17 protein-coding genes and 2 pseudogenes are annotated in these 16,752 nt (G+C 32.3%); 1 reads left to right on the top strand and 18 read right to left on the bottom strand.

Annotated elements, in window-relative coordinates; genetic code table 11:
• From DCO46_RS18950 to DCO46_RS18865, 18 genes and pseudogenes are all read right to left on the bottom strand, one after another.
• Positions 1-203, bottom strand: a pseudogene (locus DCO46_RS18950) (MBOAT family protein); the annotation flags it as partial.
• An 18-nt stretch (positions 204-221) separates the two neighbouring features.
• On the bottom strand, positions 222-1,313 hold the full coding sequence (locus DCO46_RS18945; protein WP_116754054.1) for a glycosyltransferase family 4 protein: 1,092 nt from the start codon (positions 1,311-1,313) through the stop codon (positions 222-224).
• The gene (locus DCO46_RS18940) at positions 1,306-2,703 is read right to left on the bottom strand and encodes a hypothetical protein (RefSeq protein WP_116754053.1); all 1,398 of its coding nucleotides are present in this window, start codon (positions 2,701-2,703) and stop codon (positions 1,306-1,308) included. Before DCO46_RS18940 ends, DCO46_RS18945 begins: the two co-directional genes overlap by 8 nt.
• A 14-nt stretch (positions 2,704-2,717) precedes the next feature.
• Entirely contained in the window at positions 2,718-3,842 is a 1,125-nt protein-coding gene (gene neuC / locus DCO46_RS18935) for a UDP-N-acetylglucosamine 2-epimerase (RefSeq protein ID WP_116754052.1), read from the bottom strand.
• Positions 3,843-3,873: 31 nt separating this feature from the next.
• Positions 3,874-4,464, bottom strand: a complete 591-nt coding sequence (locus tag DCO46_RS18930) for a serine acetyltransferase (RefSeq protein WP_116754051.1) — start codon at positions 4,462-4,464, stop codon at positions 3,874-3,876.
• A complete protein-coding gene (gene neuB / locus DCO46_RS18925; RefSeq protein WP_116754050.1) occupies positions 4,465-5,505 on the bottom strand; it encodes an N-acetylneuraminate synthase in 1,041 nt (346 codons plus the stop codon).
• 12 nt (positions 5,506-5,517) lie between these two features.
• Positions 5,518-6,189 (bottom strand): cytidylyltransferase domain-containing protein, encoded by a 672-nt coding sequence (locus DCO46_RS18920; protein WP_116754049.1) that lies wholly within the window; start codon positions 6,187-6,189, stop codon positions 5,518-5,520.
• A 9-nt stretch (positions 6,190-6,198) separates the two neighbouring features.
• A complete protein-coding gene (locus DCO46_RS18915; protein ID WP_116754048.1) occupies positions 6,199-7,110 on the bottom strand; it encodes a glycosyltransferase family 2 protein in 912 nt (303 codons plus the stop codon).
• Positions 7,111-7,119: 9 nt separating this feature from the next.
• A complete protein-coding gene (locus DCO46_RS18910) occupies positions 7,120-8,352 on the bottom strand; it encodes a UDP-glycosyltransferase (protein ID WP_116754056.1) in 1,233 nt (410 codons plus the stop codon).
• Position 8,353: 1 nt separating this feature from the next.
• On the bottom strand, positions 8,354-8,956 hold the full coding sequence (locus DCO46_RS18905; RefSeq protein ID WP_116754047.1) for an acyltransferase: 603 nt from the start codon (positions 8,954-8,956) through the stop codon (positions 8,354-8,356).
• A gap of 6 nt (positions 8,957-8,962) precedes the next feature.
• Positions 8,963-10,069, bottom strand: a complete 1,107-nt coding sequence (gene wecB / locus DCO46_RS18900) for a non-hydrolyzing UDP-N-acetylglucosamine 2-epimerase (RefSeq protein ID WP_116754046.1) — start codon at positions 10,067-10,069, stop codon at positions 8,963-8,965.
• Positions 10,066-10,995 carry a glycosyltransferase family 2 protein gene (locus DCO46_RS18895; RefSeq protein WP_165829018.1) on the bottom strand — a complete coding sequence of 310 codons (930 nt, stop codon included), beginning with the start codon at positions 10,993-10,995 and terminating at the stop codon, positions 10,066-10,068. Before DCO46_RS18895 ends, wecB begins: the two co-directional genes overlap by 4 nt.
• Positions 10,992-11,885 carry a beta-1,6-N-acetylglucosaminyltransferase gene (locus DCO46_RS18890; protein ID WP_116754045.1) on the bottom strand — a complete coding sequence of 298 codons (894 nt, stop codon included), beginning with the start codon at positions 11,883-11,885 and terminating at the stop codon, positions 10,992-10,994. Before DCO46_RS18890 ends, DCO46_RS18895 begins: the two co-directional genes overlap by 4 nt.
• Before the next feature lie 4 nt (positions 11,886-11,889).
• Positions 11,890-12,903 carry a glycosyltransferase family 2 protein gene (locus DCO46_RS18885; RefSeq protein ID WP_116754044.1) on the bottom strand — a complete coding sequence of 338 codons (1,014 nt, stop codon included), beginning with the start codon at positions 12,901-12,903 and terminating at the stop codon, positions 11,890-11,892.
• A 2-nt stretch (positions 12,904-12,905) separates the two neighbouring features.
• The gene (locus DCO46_RS18880; protein ID WP_165829016.1) at positions 12,906-14,084 is read right to left on the bottom strand and encodes a glycoside hydrolase family 99-like domain-containing protein; all 1,179 of its coding nucleotides are present in this window, start codon (positions 14,082-14,084) and stop codon (positions 12,906-12,908) included.
• Positions 14,065-14,901, bottom strand: coding sequence for a glycosyltransferase family 2 protein (locus DCO46_RS18875; RefSeq protein WP_116754042.1), 837 nt, complete (start codon positions 14,899-14,901; stop codon positions 14,065-14,067). Before DCO46_RS18875 ends, DCO46_RS18880 begins: the two co-directional genes overlap by 20 nt.
• Positions 14,894-15,802 (bottom strand): glycosyltransferase family A protein, encoded by a 909-nt coding sequence (locus DCO46_RS18870; protein ID WP_116754041.1) that lies wholly within the window; start codon positions 15,800-15,802, stop codon positions 14,894-14,896. Before DCO46_RS18870 ends, DCO46_RS18875 begins: the two co-directional genes overlap by 8 nt.
• A complete protein-coding gene (locus DCO46_RS18865) occupies positions 15,803-16,522 on the bottom strand; it encodes a glycosyltransferase family A protein (RefSeq protein WP_116754040.1) in 720 nt (239 codons plus the stop codon).
• Between the two features lie 131 nt (positions 16,523-16,653).
• Here DCO46_RS18865 and DCO46_RS23350 point away from each other — a divergent pair.
• Positions 16,654-16,752: pseudogene (locus DCO46_RS23350) on the top strand (hypothetical protein); the annotation flags it as partial.

Genomic DNA, 16,752 nt, shown 5'->3' with positions numbered 1-16,752 from the left:
TCAATCTGAATTCCGGTATAATAATCCAGAAACGTAGAAAAAACCAGTAAAAACAAAAATCTCCAGTCCCAACAGGAATAAAAATAATAACTGGCAACAATTAGTAAAGCATTTTGGGTGCTTTTTGTTTTATTGAAGACAAACCAATACAGAAAAAAAACGACTGGCAAAAAAACAGCAAATGCTAAGGAATTAAAAAACATCTAAGTATTTATGAAATTTTAAATTTGATCTCTTTTATCTGAAAGAAGCTGAAAATGGTCTTCTGTCATTTTCGGCAAAGAAAAGGAATTGGCAATTAATTCCCTTGTATTAATCGATATCTTTTTGTTTCCCAGATAAACATTTTCAAGGATTTGGGTCAAAGCTTTGATGTCTTTGGCTTTAAAAATATACCCATTTTCGCCATGGGTGATGGCTTCTGTGTTTCCACCGACATTTGTCGTAATTACCGGAACATTTGCAGACAGACTTTCCAGAATAGACAGGCTGAAACATTCCATATGAGTGGGCTGTAACATATAATCATACTGGCAAAAAATCTCATTCAGGTTTGGTTTGCTTCCCATAAAAGAAAAGCATTCCTGAAGTCCGTATTGTTTTGTTCTTTCTATTAAATGATTTTTATACGGTCCGTCTCCATAAATATCCACTTTAATCTCATTTCTGATGTCTGCCGGAAGAAAGTTTACCGCTTCAATCAAATCCTGTATCCCTTTTGATTCTCTTAAATGTGAAGCTACTAAAAAAAGTGGTTTTACAGTATTACGCGTTTCTCTCACTAAAATGGTGTCCAGAATCACTCCGTTATAAATGGTTTGTGTTTTTGATTTTAAATGAGAACCAAAATCCTTCAGAATTTCGTTTACGGTATAATCAGAAACTCCGATAAAAGTATCAATGTAACTTGAATACAAAAATCCTTTTATTCTTTTATTAATTTTCTTTTTGAACGGATAGCCGTTTAAAGGTCTCGGATTATGGTCTACCGCAATAATAGCAGCGTCTGAAATTTTCTTTGTTTTTTGAAAAAACGGTGTGCATAATTCTACAAAATGAGTAATAATATTCGAATAAACAGGTTTGTTTTCCTGATAAAAATCCAGAAAATTATTTTCTACACTTTTATTTTCATCACTATAAATTGTAAGGTCTGAATAGCCTCCATGATCAGAATTATTTGGAAAAAACCAATCTGTTTCAATATTATTTTCACTGCATTTTTTATCAAAATCCCAGAAAAAATAATCCATTCCTCCCACTCTTTCAGGAAGTAATTGATAATTGCAGATTATGGCTATTCTTTTAGTCATTGAAGTCAGATAAAACTTTAGCAATTCGCCTGCTGGTTTCGGGTAATTTTTGGCCTATTTGCAAATCAATCATTTTTTTTCTGTCTACAGTTCGTTCTCCCGGATTAGTTAAAGCCTGATTTATCTGATCGATTAATTGTGTTTTATTTTTAGCAATTGTAACAGCATTCCCGTCTGTAACTTTTTTGTAATGAATATAATTCAAAAACCGCTGATCGTCATACAATCCGTTTTCGGGGTTTCCAAATACGGTATTAATTACAGGTTTGTCAAATAGCATAAAATCAAGACTCATCGTAGAACACATATTTACACTTAAATCGGAGTTCTCTAACAAAGATCTTAAATCTGTAATATCTTCCTGGCCTGGTATTCTTTGCGACCAGCTTTCCTGATGATTTTCTCTCGTCAGTATCCACTTCGGTACATTCCAGATAATTTCAGGAAATTCATCTCTGATGGCTTTAAATCTCCTGTCATCTTCAGCCGGCGAAGTTCTGACCAGAAGCTGTACCGGAAACTGTATTTCATTATTTCGGATTGCTTCTGCAATTGCCTTAATCACAATCGGATCGTTTGGCCCGATCGAAACATCTGCACAGCTGTAACAGATTATTTTTTTATCGGGATCTAAATTGAATTTTGCGAAGAAACTTTCTTTTGGAGATTTGTATTTGTCAAGAACATACGGTTCAAACTGCGGTGTTCCCACAATTTGTACATTTTCATCTTTTACATTTGGATAAAAATATAGCAATTCGTCTTTCATCAATTGGCTCCATACCAAAAAACGGTCAAAACTTCCGAGCATTCTTCCTTTAGAAGCCAGATTGTCCCAACTAAATATAAAAGTACTCGTAGGGATTTTTGACCGAATGGCTGCGTACAAAAACGGAGCCAGATAAGGTGGTCTCTGATGTGTAAAAAATAAATGTGACGGTTTATCTTTTTTAAGAATCTCAATATATTCTTTGGTTATTTTATTTGTAGAAAAAGAAGAAAACTGCAGCTTTTCTGCAAATAAAATACTTGTATTTGAATGTATCAGTTTTGTAAAAACATAAAGACCTTTTACAAATACTGACCGGGCAGAATTATTTTTAGGATAACCAACAAGCAGGTTATCGTTCATGCCGTAAAAGCTTTTATACTTTTGCAAATGCGCTAATTCTTTCCATTTTCTGAAAGCCCAGGTTGATTTTCCTTCTTTAAAAACAGCAAGTTCTTTTATCTCCAGTTTTGGATTATCCAAATTTTGATAACAACTTTCCGGCAGACCGGAATAAATTATGATTTTATCAAACTGAGCTGAAGCTTCTGTAATGAAATCACTCATGACAAAATTTCTAAACCCTACACCATCTGTTATTACAACTCCTATTTTTTTCATTTTAATTACAATCTTTATTGTATATCCCTAAATTGTTTTTGATGATTTAGTTTCCAGATATTTTCTTTCTGAAGACATTCAAGGAATAATTCATTACTGTTTCCGTTTCCAAAATCATCTTCTACAATTTGGACTTTGTGAGAATCAATAATGGAGAGTGCTTCTTTGATGCTGTTTTCAGAATAATCCGTATTGACAATATCAGCATGGATCGCTCTGTTTTGCTGACGGGTTCCGATATTAATTATCGGGATTCCGTAATAAGGTGCTTCTCTGATTCCGGCACTGCTGTTCCCGATTATAAACTGACTGTTCTTCAATAAGGTCAAAAAATATTCAAAACGAATAGAAGGAAAAATTCTAAACCTTGGATTTTCTTTTAGTTTTTGATAAGCATCGATTATAAACTGGCTTCCTAAGTCATTGTTTGGAAAAATAACGACATAGTTGTGATAATCCTGCAGTAATGTATTGACAAAATTTTCTGTGTAACTTTTCATGTGTTTAAACTCTGTAGTCACAGGATGAAACATTACTACTGCATATTTTTCAAAATCAATTTTGTAATATTCTTTTACTGTATTTAAATTCGGTAACTGATCGGAAAACATAATATCAATATCCGGCGAACCAATGGTAAAAACAGATTCTTTTATTTCTCCCATTTGTATTAATCTTTTCTCAGCCTGTTTGTTAGACACAAAATGAATGTGACTCAATTTACTAACGCTATGTCTGATTAATTCATCTACGGTTCCTGAAATTTCACCGCCCTCAATGTGTGAAACCAAAATATTATTAAGAGAACCAACAATTGCACCGGCTAACGTTTCAACCCTATCACCATGCACGATAATCATATCAGGATTTACGTCTTTGCAATATTTGGATAATCCTTCAATGGTTTTAGCTAGTGTCAGATCCATTGTGGTTTCGTGGGTGTGGTTTTGAAAAGTATGTATGTTTTTAAAGTTGCAGCGTTCGATTTCAATTAAAGTATATCCGTATTCTTCCTGCAAATGCATACCGGTTACAAATACAAAAACCTCAAAATCCTGACGGTCTTCAAGAATTTGAATCAATGATTTTATTTTACCAAAATCAGCGCGTGTACCGGTAAGAAAAAGGATTTTTTTCATTATTTAATTATAGCTGCTTCTAAAAAAATATTTATAATTGAATTTGGCGGGCCAGCAGTTCTCCGGCCTGAGTTATTAAACTATTATCAGCAATATTCTGAGTAATCATCACATGTGCTCCGATAACAGCATTATCTCCGATGATAAGTTCTCCAATTATTGAAGAATTACAATACATTGTTACATTGTCACCTATTACATTGCCATTTCCGCCTCCGTTTCTTTTATGTCCGATAGTACAGCCGTGATGAATCTTAAATCCTTTGCCAATTGTATTTCTGCTCCCGATCACTGTACCTTCACCATGCACAATATAAAAACCTTCGCCTATTTGGTTATTAAAATAAATTTCACAACTGCATAATTCTTTAAGTAACCAGTGAATCTGAGGTTTTAAGTTTTCTTCATTATTTTGATGCAGGATACTTCCTAAACGAAATAAAAACAACGCCAGTTCATTAGAGTTATTCGTTATACTGTTTTTAATCTCTTCTTTTGAAAGATTTGGAAAATGATGATTGACATCTTTAATTGTTAATTCAAAAGCTTCAAGGATATATTCATTCCTTATGCTTTTTGGGTTATAAACCTTTTTTAACAGAAACTGCACAAAATCTTCCATTTAGTTAATATCTTCCCAGGTCAGTTGCTCATCATTTTCAATATCTCTTGCAGCGGTTTTACCTAAGACATCATTAAATTTTTCGGCCAGGATTTTACCCGTACCCGGGCGTTTTACCCAAATATTTTCTTTGGTAAACGTTTCTCCTTTTTTTATTCCTTTAATAGCGCAAACAGTAGCAAAAGCAAAATCAATTGTTACCTGTTCTTCTAAAGCCGGTTTTTTTGTTCCTCCACGCATCAAGGCAATTTCTGCACTTGAAACAATAAGTTCCCCGCAGGCTTTTTCATCCATACTGCAAACAATATCCGGTCCGGTACGCTGCATATGATCTGTAAAATGTCTTTCTAAAATACTTGCGCCGAGAGCAACTGCACCAAGACACGCATTATTATTTAAGGTATGATCACTCAGACCAAAGACTTTATCCGGAAAAGCTTCATGCAATTCTACCATTGCTCCAAAACGAACCAGATGAATTGGCGTTGGGTACAAATTGGTTGTATGTAATAAGGCAACCGGAATATTATGTTTATCAAAAATGGCAACTGCTTTCTGAATACTTTCTATTGTATTCATTCCGGTGCTTAAGATTACCGGTTTGCCAAATGAGGCGATATGTTCTAATAAAGGGTAATTATTGCATTCTCCCGAGCCAATTTTGTAGGCCGGAATATCAAACTTTTTTAATCTTTCGGCTGCTGCACGGGAAAATGGTGTCGAAATAAAAATCATGCCTTTGCTTTCTACATAATTCTTTAATTCCAATTCCTCTTCTTCGTTTAAGGAGCAGCGTTCCATAATTTCATAAATAGAAACATCGGCATTTCCCGGAATTACTTTTTTGGCGGCACCGCTCATTTCATCTTCTACAATATGTGTCTGATGTTTCACTACCTCAACTCCCGCTCTGTGAGCTGCGTCAACCATTTCTTTGGCAACCTGCAAAGAACCTTCGTGATTAATTCCTATTTCGGCAATTACTAATGGCGGATAATCTGCGCCTATTTTTCGTCCGGCTATTTCTATAAATGGATTCATAAATAAAATAATTTATTGTATGGTTTTGTTTTTGGAAAGTAGATATGCTGCATAATCAAAATCTTCCTGAGTATCGATATCCACTTCGGCAAAAATATGATTTATCTCGAATGGAAATGCATTTTCTGAAATAATTATATTATCAAGAATTAATGCAGCTTTTGTGATATATAATAAGCCATTTTCGAAAAAAAGAGGTTCTAAATCCTGACTTCTTTGTCCGATTTCATAATTATACGGAATAAACTTATTGTCAGCAATTTTTCCAAATTTCTGATGATTTCGTGAAACGGTAAACAAGCTATCGTATTTTTCCTTTTCATATAAATCAAAAGCTTCATGAAGCAAGTTTTGAGGACGAAGCGGATTTGTAGCCTGTAGCAAAACAACATTTTCAACTGGTTTGCCGATTTGTTCCAGTGCATTTTTTAATGCGGAAACTGTTGGCTCTAAATCTCCTGAAATAGCCTCCGGCCTGTCAATTACTTTTGCTCCAAATTCTAATACAATTTTCTTAATTTCAATATCATCTGTCGATACGTAGATTTCATCTATAATTTCTTTATTTGCCTGAGCATACAAAATACTATGTGCTAACAAAGGAATTTCACCTAATGTTCTAATATTTTTCTGAGGCAGTCTTTTAGATCCTCCACGAGCCGGAATTATAGCAATTGTTTTCATAGAGCAAAATTATTTATCTTCTGGTTTCCAATAGATTTTAGCATTTTCTAAATGTTGAAAATCCTGATATTCCTGCATTGTTAAACGATTAGCATTTTTTAGAATTTTAGGAAATGAAGCTAACACATTACAAAAAGCGAATATAAGTGCCTTCAAAGCTTTAAAATCTCCTTTAAAAACTTTTGATTTAAGTTGTATCCAAACAGAATAAAACAGCTTTCTTGGAATAACAGAAACAGGATAAAATAATAAATATAAATACCAACCGGAACGTAATGATCTCTGTAATCTTAGAGCATAATCATAATTATTTTTTCTGCCTACAACATCTACTCTGTGATTCACCAGAACTTCTGGCAAATAACATACTTCCCATTTCTTTTTAAACAATTGATAAGAAGCAAAATCCTCTTCGCCATAAAAAACAAACCATTCCGGGTAGTTTGGAATATCACGCCATGCTTTCATACGCCATACGTGTGCACACCCAACAAAACTTTTCATTCTCACTGGCTCATCATCAGAATAAATAATTTCCGGACCTTCCTTAGACCAAAATATCCTGAATCCTAATACGCCTATTTTTTCATTTTTAGCAAAATAATCTTCAATTATATCTAATGAATTTTCTGTAACAAAATGTGCATCATCATCTAATGAAATTGCAAAATCTGTAGTCACTTCATTTAACATCTTATTTCTACAATATAAATATCCTTTGGAAATCTTATTTGTATTCAAAACAATCTGAGGATAATTTACTTTCAAAAAATCAGAAGTTCCATCGGTTGACCCATCATCAAAAACTACACAAACGACTTCATTTCTAACTAATATATTTTGAATTTTTTGCAGTGTAAAAGCTAGGTCATCTTTACGGTTCTTAGTTGTAATAAGGATTGAAAAACTGGAGTTTGTCATTTTTAGTATTTACAATTTTTTTAGTACTTCTTTTAAATGTGTTACTGATATATAATCTTCTAAATCTTTTCTGCTTAAAAGTAAGCTGTCCGGATTTTGTTTCCACAACTGATATAATTTTCCGATTAACGATGCAATTTTCTTCACATCATCCACTTCTGACCAAAAAGGATAATCTTCTCCCAGCAATCTTCTGGTTTCACTATAATAGGGCGCCAGAGAAAGGATTGTTTTGTCAGCTTCAACACAATGCGGAAATTTAGCCGGTAAAAAAGGGCTTATTTCTCCTTTTGCTTCTAAAATAATATTTACAGAAACATTTTTTTGCAAATGATACACCTCATCAAAAGCTTTATTTCCATTATGAATGTATATCTCAGGAATATTATATTGTTTAAGCATTTCAGTATGATAAGAAGCATCTCCTAATAAAATAAGTTTTGCATCTTCTTTTGCTGAAGGATTGTTTTCAAGAAATAGTATAAAGCCTTTTAGTAAACCTTCCGGAGAACGTTGTTTCATTAAATTTCCGGCATGCAGCAAATGGAATTTTGAAACATCAAAATAAGAAGGAAAACTTGTATTCTGAACTTCATATTTTTCATTCTGATGCGGAATTATAATTCCCGTTTTAGAAAAATCAGGAAAGTAACTCGACATCCATTCCTTTAATAGCTGGCTTGGAAAAGCACTATACTTTGCTTTTTGAGACAATTCCTTAAAAAAAAGCTCTTTAAAATCATAACCAGGTTCTACCCAGTTATAAGGTCTTGGATAATAATGAAAAGGATACGGATCATGTATATATGCCATCCATTTTTTATGCAAATGAGGCAATTTGAGAACTGCGTAATGAGGCCTGAAACTTGCACCTTTACTTAACGTAAGCACTAGGTCAGGTTCAAAAGATTGTTTTTTTAAAGCGCTGGATATACTCTTTATATCATTAAAAAAGGTAAACGAAAAACCAAATCTTTTTTCAAAAAAAGGAGCGAGATTTACTTTAAAATGTCGACTAAAAACCCTTTGAGACCTGCTTAAAAAATATGAAATATTAGACTTTATTTCGGGTATTTCAAATGTGTTTACATTTTTTAAATTTATATTTTTTCTGGTGTAATGATAAACCAAAACTTCAAATCCGGCTTCCTGCAAATTATTAATCAGAGCCACATTTGCTTTTGATCCGCTGCTGTCTTCTATGTTTATAGAATCAACTACAATAAGTATTTTTTTTATCATTTTACCAATTTGTTCTCCAGTCAATTTCATTTTTCACTACAATTGCCGGGTTACCTGCAATAATAGTTTTGCTTTCTAAAAAGCTTTTTGTTACAACGCTTCCCAACCCTATTAAATTTTCATTTTCAATTAAAACTCCGGGAGCAAAACGGCAGGCAGAGCCAATGTAAATATTATCTTTAATAACTATAGACAAATCTTTGTTGTTCAATTTTGTATGAATGGATCCATGTGTCCAAAATTGGCTGTTTTTTCCGGCAATCCATGTATTGTTTCCGATCTGGATGTTATTCCATAAATCAAAATGGTGATTATTGATAATTCTGGAATTTGTCCCTAAAGAAAAATTTGCTCTTCCCTGAATTACATTTCCTGAATGAATTGAGGAATTTTCTCCAATTGAAAATTCATTACAGGTAATAACGTTATTACCTGCAATGTGTACATTATTTCCAATATATACTTTGTTGCAGTTAATTATAGCCTTTCCAATTTTGACGTTTTTACCTATAGCGTAATTAAACAGCTTTTTGAGCAAAAATATCTTAACTGAATTAGCCGGTATGTATTTAATTATCTTTAGAATAATTGATTTTAATCCCATATAATCTTAGTTAAGATGCTTTAAAAAACTAATTATATTCTTTGATGCATTACCATTTCCGTATGGATTTGATTTGTTTTCAAAACCATCAAAATTTTCTAAAAGTTCTTGTATAACATTTATAATTTTATCCTTATCGGTACCTACTAATTTTGAAAAACCTGCCATTACTCCTTCAGGTCTTTCTGAAGTGTTTCTGGTTACTAAAACAGGTTTCCCTAAAGAAGGCGCTTCTTCCTGAATGCCTCCCGAATCAGAAACAATTAAAAATGATTGCTGCATTAACCACACAAAAGCCGGGTAAGATACAGGATTAATAAGGAGAATATTTTCTTTATCAGACAATAACTGGTTTACAACATCCTTAACATTAGGGTTTAGATGTACCGGATATACTATTATAACATCTTCGCGTTTAGATATCGCTAACAGCGCTTCGCAAAGGTTGTTCATTCCTTCTCCAAAATTTTCCCTGCGATGTCCTGTTACCAATACAATCTTTTTATTTTTCGGGATTATATTTTTTAATTCTTCTATTTCAGGGTGCGTATAATTTTCTTTTCCAATTTTATTAATGGTCCAGAACAAAGCATCAATAACGGTATTTCCGGTTTGAACAATAGCTGATTGGGAAATACCTTCTTTGACTAAATTATTTGTTGCTTCATTTGTAGGTGTAAAATGAATATCCGCTAATCTTCCGGTTAACTGTCGGTTGATTTCTTCAGGAAAAGGCGACTGTTTATTGTACGTTCGTAGTCCGGCTTCAACATGAGCTACTTTTATACCACGATGAAATGCTGCCAGAGCTACCATAGAAGATGTTGTGGTATCTCCATGCACAAAAACCAAATCTGGATTAACTTCTAAAAGTATTTTATCCATTTTGCTTAGAATCAGGGAACTCAAATTATTTAGAGTCTGATTTGGCTGCATTAAATCTAAATCATAATCCGGTTTAATATCAAAAAATTCTAATACCTGATCCAGCATTTCGCGATGTTGCGCTGTTACGCCAACAATAACTTCAAAATTATTTTCTTTGAGTTCGTGATATAAAGGTGCCATTTTTATGGCTTCAGGACGGGTTCCGAAACAAAGAAGGATTCTCATTTTTTGATCTTTTTTTTCATTTTGTAAATTGGCAAACGCAAAAAGTAAGAGCTATAATAGATTTGCCATTTTATTTTTTGCACTAAAGGCAAATTTAGGATTTTTGAAATCTGACTGAATAAATCATATTCTTTATAATCTAAAGAAATGGTAACAAAATAACCAATTAGAGAATTGGTGACTAATTGTTTTTCTTTAAGGTTTTTAACTACTAATGCTACAGCATCACAATGCGATTTTCTTCGGACAGGATTGTGGGTGAAAAATTCACCGGTATTTGATTTTAAATGTTTTCTTCCGTAGAATAAACATTTTTTTATAGAAATCCCTCTAATTCCTGATGATAGTATTCTGGAATACAATTCCCATTCTTCTGCATACATTAAATGTTCTACGAAGCGATTGTTCGTAAAACATTCTTTTTTCCACATGACAGCACAGGAATTAAATGGCAGCTTATTGTTTAATAATTTTTCTAAATCATTAACATCAATAAGGAAAGAGGAATATTCTTTTGAATAATCAAAATCATAATTAAACTCTCCTGTAAAAACTTCTCTTTCATATCTGCAAAAAGATATTTCCGGTTTCTGTAATTCATTTGTACACAATTCCAGATTCTGAGGATGCACAATATCATCATCATCAAAAAAAATCACAAAATCTCCTTTTGCCAAATCCAATCCATAATTTCTACAGCCTGGCAATCCTTTTTGGTAAGTATCAGGGCGTTTTAAGAATGTAAAACGTGAATCTTCTGCCAAAATGGGAGTAATTACTTCACTGGTATTATCACTTCCGCCATCGTCAATAATCAGGCATTCCCAATTTGAGAAAGTTTGTTTTTGTATCGATTGTAATGTTTCGACAATAAAATGGGCCCTGTTATAGGTTGCCATAATAATGGTCACTTTTGAGCCAATCATTTTAATAGCGGTTTAATTTTATCCAATAATCCAAGTGACATTGGATATTCAAATTTTCTTGCAAATAATGCATCCGTTTGTACTAATTTGTCATAATCTGTTTCGTCTAATATTGCCGGATTATTACCATTTCTGGCAACCCAGTCAATATGCCTCAAATTATTATTAGTTACTTTTTCAGCAAAAGCTGAATTTATAATTATGGTTTGAAAATAAAATTCTTCTGAACATAGTGTATGTTTAAACCTATTCAAAACAAACTTATTGTTTTTTGTAAAATCAATTACATAACTGACACAAGCTCTGCTCAGACTCCACCACGTAGAACCGTAATAAAGTTTAGGCATTTTAGCTGATATTTTTCTCTTAAAACCAAGTCGTTTCTGAATTCTGACAAGACGTCTTATTCTTCCGTTTTGTTTAGTGTTTTTTGCATTTAACAAATCGTAAAAATTATAATATTCAATGCGATCCATATTGCCGTTATCTGCAGCACCAATGGTTGGAACATTTCCGTAAGTTAAATACTCAACATCTGTATTCTGAAAAAAATCTAAAAAATGAGAGGCTTTTTTTAATGGAAAATCATGTCCGCTAATCAAATGAAAATATCCTATTTCAGTATTTTTTAAAGCTTCTTCCGTCAAATATAAAATACTTTTCAGATGATTGAATCCTCCCCAATTCACTTTATATTTTTGTTCAACCAATTTTACAATCTCATGTTTTCGCAAATTCGTTAATTCTATATCCGAAATATTGCTTTTCTTATCGATATGAATAAACAATTCAAAATTGGCGTCAAAGCATTTGATTATTTCCTCAAGATGATGATAATTTTTATATGCAGTAATTAAAATAGCATGTTTTAAAGACATTTTTGATTTCATTTGACTATTTTAAAAATGAATATTTAATTAATGTTTTAAAAGAGTTTTTATCTAAAACATTAGCATAATTTCTCATTACAAAAACAGATCTTGAAAAATTTCTTTTAGTGTCTTTTTCATTAATCATTACTTCTATCGTTTTTTTTAAGAACAATTTTTCGATCCTTGTTGCATCCGGGAAATTTTGGTTCTTTTTTATTGCTGTTTTGATCTCCTTAATTTTATTGTTGTTTGCAATAATCCAGTCAAATTCAATCTTTTCAAAAAGCAAAAGTTTGGTTGACAATTCTGCCATTTCAGCATAATTATTTTTTACAAAATTTTCCCAGAAACTAAGAAACATTGCCTTTATATTCTTTTTCCAGAGACTATTTTTTGCTTCATCAACACTAATTTGATTGGTCAGGCTTTCTTCGTGTTTCCGGTAATTGTACAGCGATTGATTGATTTGATAAAATTTGCTGTGCAGGGCAGCGCGTAGCCAAAAATCATAATCTTCAATCAGGAAATAGGCTTCGTTGTAGCCATTATTTCTTTGATATACTTCTTTTCTATACATGAAACAACAACTTATGACGTTACCGAAAATGAGATTCTCAATAGCGGGAAGAGTAACTTCTCTTATCTTTTGATCTTTATCGTCTATCAAAGTAAAATTGCTGTATACGACGTCGGCTTCTTTCTTTAGAAGATTATCCAATAAGATTTTTAAAGTATCTGCTTCGTAAAAATTATCATCGCTGGTCCAGGTTATAAAATCTCCTTTGCAGGCATTATGTCCGATATTTAAACTTGCAGGTAACTTTTTATTTACAGGATTATTTATGACTTGTACTCTATTGTCTTTCTCTGCAAATTGATTTGCAATATGAAGTGTATTGTCATTTGAATTATCATTGACAATAATCAATTCGATATTCTGATATGTTTGGTTGAGTACACTTTCAATAGACTTTGAGAGAAATTTTTCTCCATTAAAAACGGGTAAAACAACCGATATTAAAAAATTGTTTTCCATTCTTATTTCTGGTATAAATTATCTTTGACATTTTTTAATGCCTCTAACCATTTTAGTCCAAATTTTGTATCCGGCTCCAGATGATTTCCTTCTGCCCATTCATTCCAGGACTTTATCATTACAAATGGAGGGTTTTTGGGATTTTTCAATAATTCGTCAACTGCTTTTTGCAAATGTTTTTTCCAGGATTCCGGGTTTGAATTGATAAAAATCAAAGACTTTTTTCCGCTTCGGGAAGAGTTGTCCCAGTTAGGAAAAACACACGAAATATATTTCTGATTAGGAAAAGTGACATTGATACGGGAAACTGCCTTTGTGTAATCTACAATTATAGGTTTTAATCTTTTACCAATCTCGTTGGTAAATCCAAGAGTCACTTTTATTTTTCTTTCGAGCCAGCCTAAATATCTTACGTCAGGAAATAGAAATCCACTTTTGTATCTCATTTTCTGAAATACTTCGTCTCCTACTTTTCCATAGATCTGATCGTTTTTAAGAACATTCTCGGATGCAATTGTGGCGACAAAATAAATTCCGGCAAAACCGTTGGCAATGGCCAGTTCATTAAATACAGTTATAAATTCCTGTACATTGGGTATATCATCAAACCTGTATACATGAAACATGGGTTTATTATCAATTTTGATATAACGTTCATCTTTAAAAAAAGGTAACAGATAATCAAAATAAATCTGATATCCTTCTTTTCCATTATACGTCTGTTCGATCAGAACAGAAGGATTATCAAGCCCGTGCCAGATTCCTTTCCAGGTTTCATTTGCCCAGCAAAAGCAAAATGGGAAATCAATATTTTTATTATGAAGCATGGTTTCAGCAGGTTTTTCGAGCAGCATTTTATTGTCTCCAAACCAATATTGATAATATACGAAACCATCAAGACCATATTCTTTGCCCAATTTCGCTTGCTGTTCCTGAGTTTCAGGTACTCTTAAATCATAAAATCCTAAGTCTGCAGGTAACACAGGCTGATTATGTCCTTTGAATAAAGGTTTCGCTTTGGCAACATTTGTCCATTCGGTAAAACCTTTTCCCCACCATTCGTCATTTTCCGGTATGGGATGATATTGTGGCAGATAGTAGGCAAGAAATTTTATTTTGCTTTCGGGCATTTGGGGCGCGTTATTAAATTCTTTTAGAGATTTATCCTTTGTATTTTCCAAATATTGTAAAACCAAAGAATCTTTTGCAGAAAACATCAATTACGAATTTCTCACTCTTCAAATTTTCTTCATTTTTTCTTTCTAAAGCTATCAATTGATGTTCCATTGCTTTAAAAGATCCATATTGCTTTACAAAAAAATCGGCATGTTTGATGCTAAGATAATCAAGCAGGTAATCGCCTTTGTATTTATCTATTGACTTTAACATTGAAACAGATTTTATTCTGTAGTAAAATCCAACTTCATCTAATTGCTTAACTCTGCCTCCATTTTTTAACAGTGCGATCCAGATTTCCCAATCTTCCCATCCATAAATCATTTTGGGATCATATCCTCCAATTATTTTCCAATCTGTCTTTTTATACATTCCAGACGGAAAAATTAAATTATTCCGGCTTAGATTAAAAAGCGAAAACTCCGGTAAATCCCATAAACCGGTTTCGTCTCCGAATTTCTCTGCTTTGCAATACACTACTGTCAAGGAATTATCTTCATTAAAAGCTTCAGTGGCTAATTCTAAATATCTTCTTCCTATTCTGTCATCTGCATCTAATGGTAAAATTAATTCTCCATCGGCTATGTCAATTCCTGCATTTCTGGCACTGCATAAGCCGCCATTTTCCTTTTTCAGATATTTAAATCTCGAGTCTTTATTACACCACTTCAAAGCGACATCTTCGGTATCGTCCGGGCTTCCGTCATCTACAATTATACACTCCCAACCAGAATAAGTTTGCTCCAAAACAGAAGTCAAAGCTTCGTCAAGGAATTGTGCTTGTTTATAACATGGAACAATTATGGATACTTTTTTATACATGTTTTTTTAGAATGCTTTTTATAAATCTTTTGCTAAACTTTTTTATGGAATAAAAATCTAAATATTTTAAATAAAAATATGATAAAAAAATCCACTCAGAAAGTTTCAGTTTTCTTTGTTTAATGATCTCATTTTCATAAAATCTTATAATTTTTTCTCTTTGTGATAGTGTATAAAATTTCAGTTTATTTGCAACCAAAAACCTGTAAAATGATATAACAGATAAACTTTTCGCATCTTTATTATCTTGTTTTCCGGAAATATTCAATGCAGAAAGCCTAAAATAAACTAACGCTTCATTTATAGTATAAATAGGTTTATTATCAGAAAAATCAAGCCAGGCATGATCGTCACTATTCCACGCAAGTGGATAATTATGAAATCCATACTTAAGAAATGTTTTTCTTGAAAAAATATATTCTGACAACGAACTTCTTGTTAAGTGTCTGAATTTCCTGTAATAAGATTCTGTAGCTGCTTCCCAGACAGGATGCAAAAAAGTTTCGGTTACCTCTTGGGTTTCCTGAATTATCATTTTAGAAGCAAAACGAACGACATTTGCTTTTTTATAAAATAAATCGAAATTTTCGTACCATGATTCAACTACTGTATCTCCAAGAAAATCGTCATCTCCTAAAATCATCAGCCATTCTTCGTTTTCGCTCAAATTAATACAGCGTTCCCATTGTTTTGTAAGAGAAACAGATCCTAAATTTTTTTCGAATCGGTGATATACAAAATCAAACTTTCCATGATATTTTTTTAATATCGTTTCAGGAGAATCCGGGCTGGCATCATCTCCGATATAAACTTTAAATCTTTTATCTGTTTGATTCGCTAATGATATTAGGACTTCTTCAAAAAAACTAATCTTGTAGTAAGGGACTATTATTGCTAACACTTATTGTAAATAATTTTGATTATCCATTATACCATCTTCATTAACTCGCCACGAACTAGATTCATTACAATTAGCAAAAAAAAACTTTTGTTCTTCTGTCAAATTTCTATTATCTATATACCATCCTCCGTGTCTTGCAACAAATGGCATTTTAGTTCTGCATGCACTATAAAAATTTGCAATGTCATATTGGTATCCTGGCCTATACAATGCAAAGGTAGTATCTATTTCTGCTGCAAAATTTCCATCTTTACGTTCGTCCTTTGAGAATTGAGATTCCCATTTCAGGATTCTGTCTTTATATAAGTTTGTATTAGGTATATCATCCACTTTAAGACTAAATCCAACTTTGGTTATTTTTTGATCCTTATCCAGGATTTTTTTAAAATGATTTAGGAAATCACCAGGGCATTCAGGTATTGGATTTATATCTGCATCAGTCAATGCATAATAACCTTTTGAGTATTTTTCAAATAAACCTTTATTTTCCCAAAATACTAAGTGTCCATAATTATCTTTTAGGCGATGAATTGTTACAATCGAATTAATTTTGTCAAAATATTCCAACAAAGGTTTATAGGTCGAATTATTATCAATAATAACGATATTTTTGTAATTATGTTTGGTTAAATAATCAATGAGTTTCTCCAAATAATGAAGTTGATTAAAACTAATAATTATTATAGGAATCGTTTTATAATCTGCGTTTTTTTGCCTCATATTTTTATTAAAATTTCGCTCTTTTACTTGTTACAATTTGAATCTACTCTTACTTACAATCGATTTTATAACTAATTTAGATTTTTTTTTAACTTGAAAAAATGATATTCTTTTTTTTAAAATCGCCCCACGCAAGGAGAATGCTAATTTTGTCCAGTGAAGATATTGGAAATGCAAATCCTACTGCTTTTATAATGGCAAATAATACATTTCAGGCAGTTTCCACTATT

This window comes from Flavobacterium sp. HTF (assembly GCF_003105115.1).
Taxonomy (GTDB): domain Bacteria; phylum Bacteroidota; class Bacteroidia; order Flavobacteriales; family Flavobacteriaceae; genus Flavobacterium.
The sequence above is the reverse complement of the archived record's forward strand: the minus strand, read 5'-3'. Positions and strand labels throughout refer to the sequence as shown.

Excerpts from the sequence above, each read along its gene's own strand:
- DCO46_RS18865 (WP_116754040.1), bottom strand. The coding sequence starts at position 16,522 with ATGAGGCAAAAAAACGCAGATTATAAAACGATTCCTATAATAATTATT.
- DCO46_RS18905 (WP_116754047.1), bottom strand. The coding sequence starts at position 8,956 with ATGGGATTAAAATCAATTATTCTAAAGATAATTAAATACATACCGGCT.
- DCO46_RS18890 (WP_116754045.1), bottom strand. The coding sequence starts at position 11,885 with ATGAAATCAAAAATGTCTTTAAAACATGCTATTTTAATTACTGCATAT.
- DCO46_RS18940 (WP_116754053.1), bottom strand. The coding sequence starts at position 2,703 with ATGAAAAAAATAGGAGTTGTAATAACAGATGGTGTAGGGTTTAGAAAT.
- DCO46_RS18915 (WP_116754048.1), bottom strand. The coding sequence starts at position 7,110 with ATGACAAACTCCAGTTTTTCAATCCTTATTACAACTAAGAACCGTAAA.
- DCO46_RS18895 (WP_165829018.1), bottom strand. The coding sequence starts at position 10,995 with ATGATTGGCTCAAAAGTGACCATTATTATGGCAACCTATAACAGGGCC.
- neuB (WP_116754050.1), bottom strand. The coding sequence starts at position 5,505 with ATGAATCCATTTATAGAAATAGCCGGACGAAAAATAGGCGCAGATTAT.
- neuC (WP_116754052.1), bottom strand. The coding sequence starts at position 3,842 with ATGAAAAAAATCCTTTTTCTTACCGGTACACGCGCTGATTTTGGTAAA.
- DCO46_RS18910 (WP_116754056.1), bottom strand. The coding sequence starts at position 8,352 with ATGATAAAAAAAATACTTATTGTAGTTGATTCTATAAACATAGAAGAC.
- DCO46_RS18930 (WP_116754051.1), bottom strand. The coding sequence starts at position 4,464 with ATGGAAGATTTTGTGCAGTTTCTGTTAAAAAAGGTTTATAACCCAAAA.
- DCO46_RS18920 (WP_116754049.1), bottom strand. The coding sequence starts at position 6,189 with ATGAAAACAATTGCTATAATTCCGGCTCGTGGAGGATCTAAAAGACTG.
- DCO46_RS18945 (WP_116754054.1), bottom strand. The coding sequence starts at position 1,313 with ATGACTAAAAGAATAGCCATAATCTGCAATTATCAATTACTTCCTGAA.
- DCO46_RS18885 (WP_116754044.1), bottom strand. The coding sequence starts at position 12,903 with ATGGAAAACAATTTTTTAATATCGGTTGTTTTACCCGTTTTTAATGGA.
- wecB (WP_116754046.1), bottom strand. The coding sequence starts at position 10,069 with ATGAGAATCCTTCTTTGTTTCGGAACCCGTCCTGAAGCCATAAAAATG.
- DCO46_RS18875 (WP_116754042.1), bottom strand. The coding sequence starts at position 14,901 with ATGTATAAAAAAGTATCCATAATTGTTCCATGTTATAAACAAGCACAA.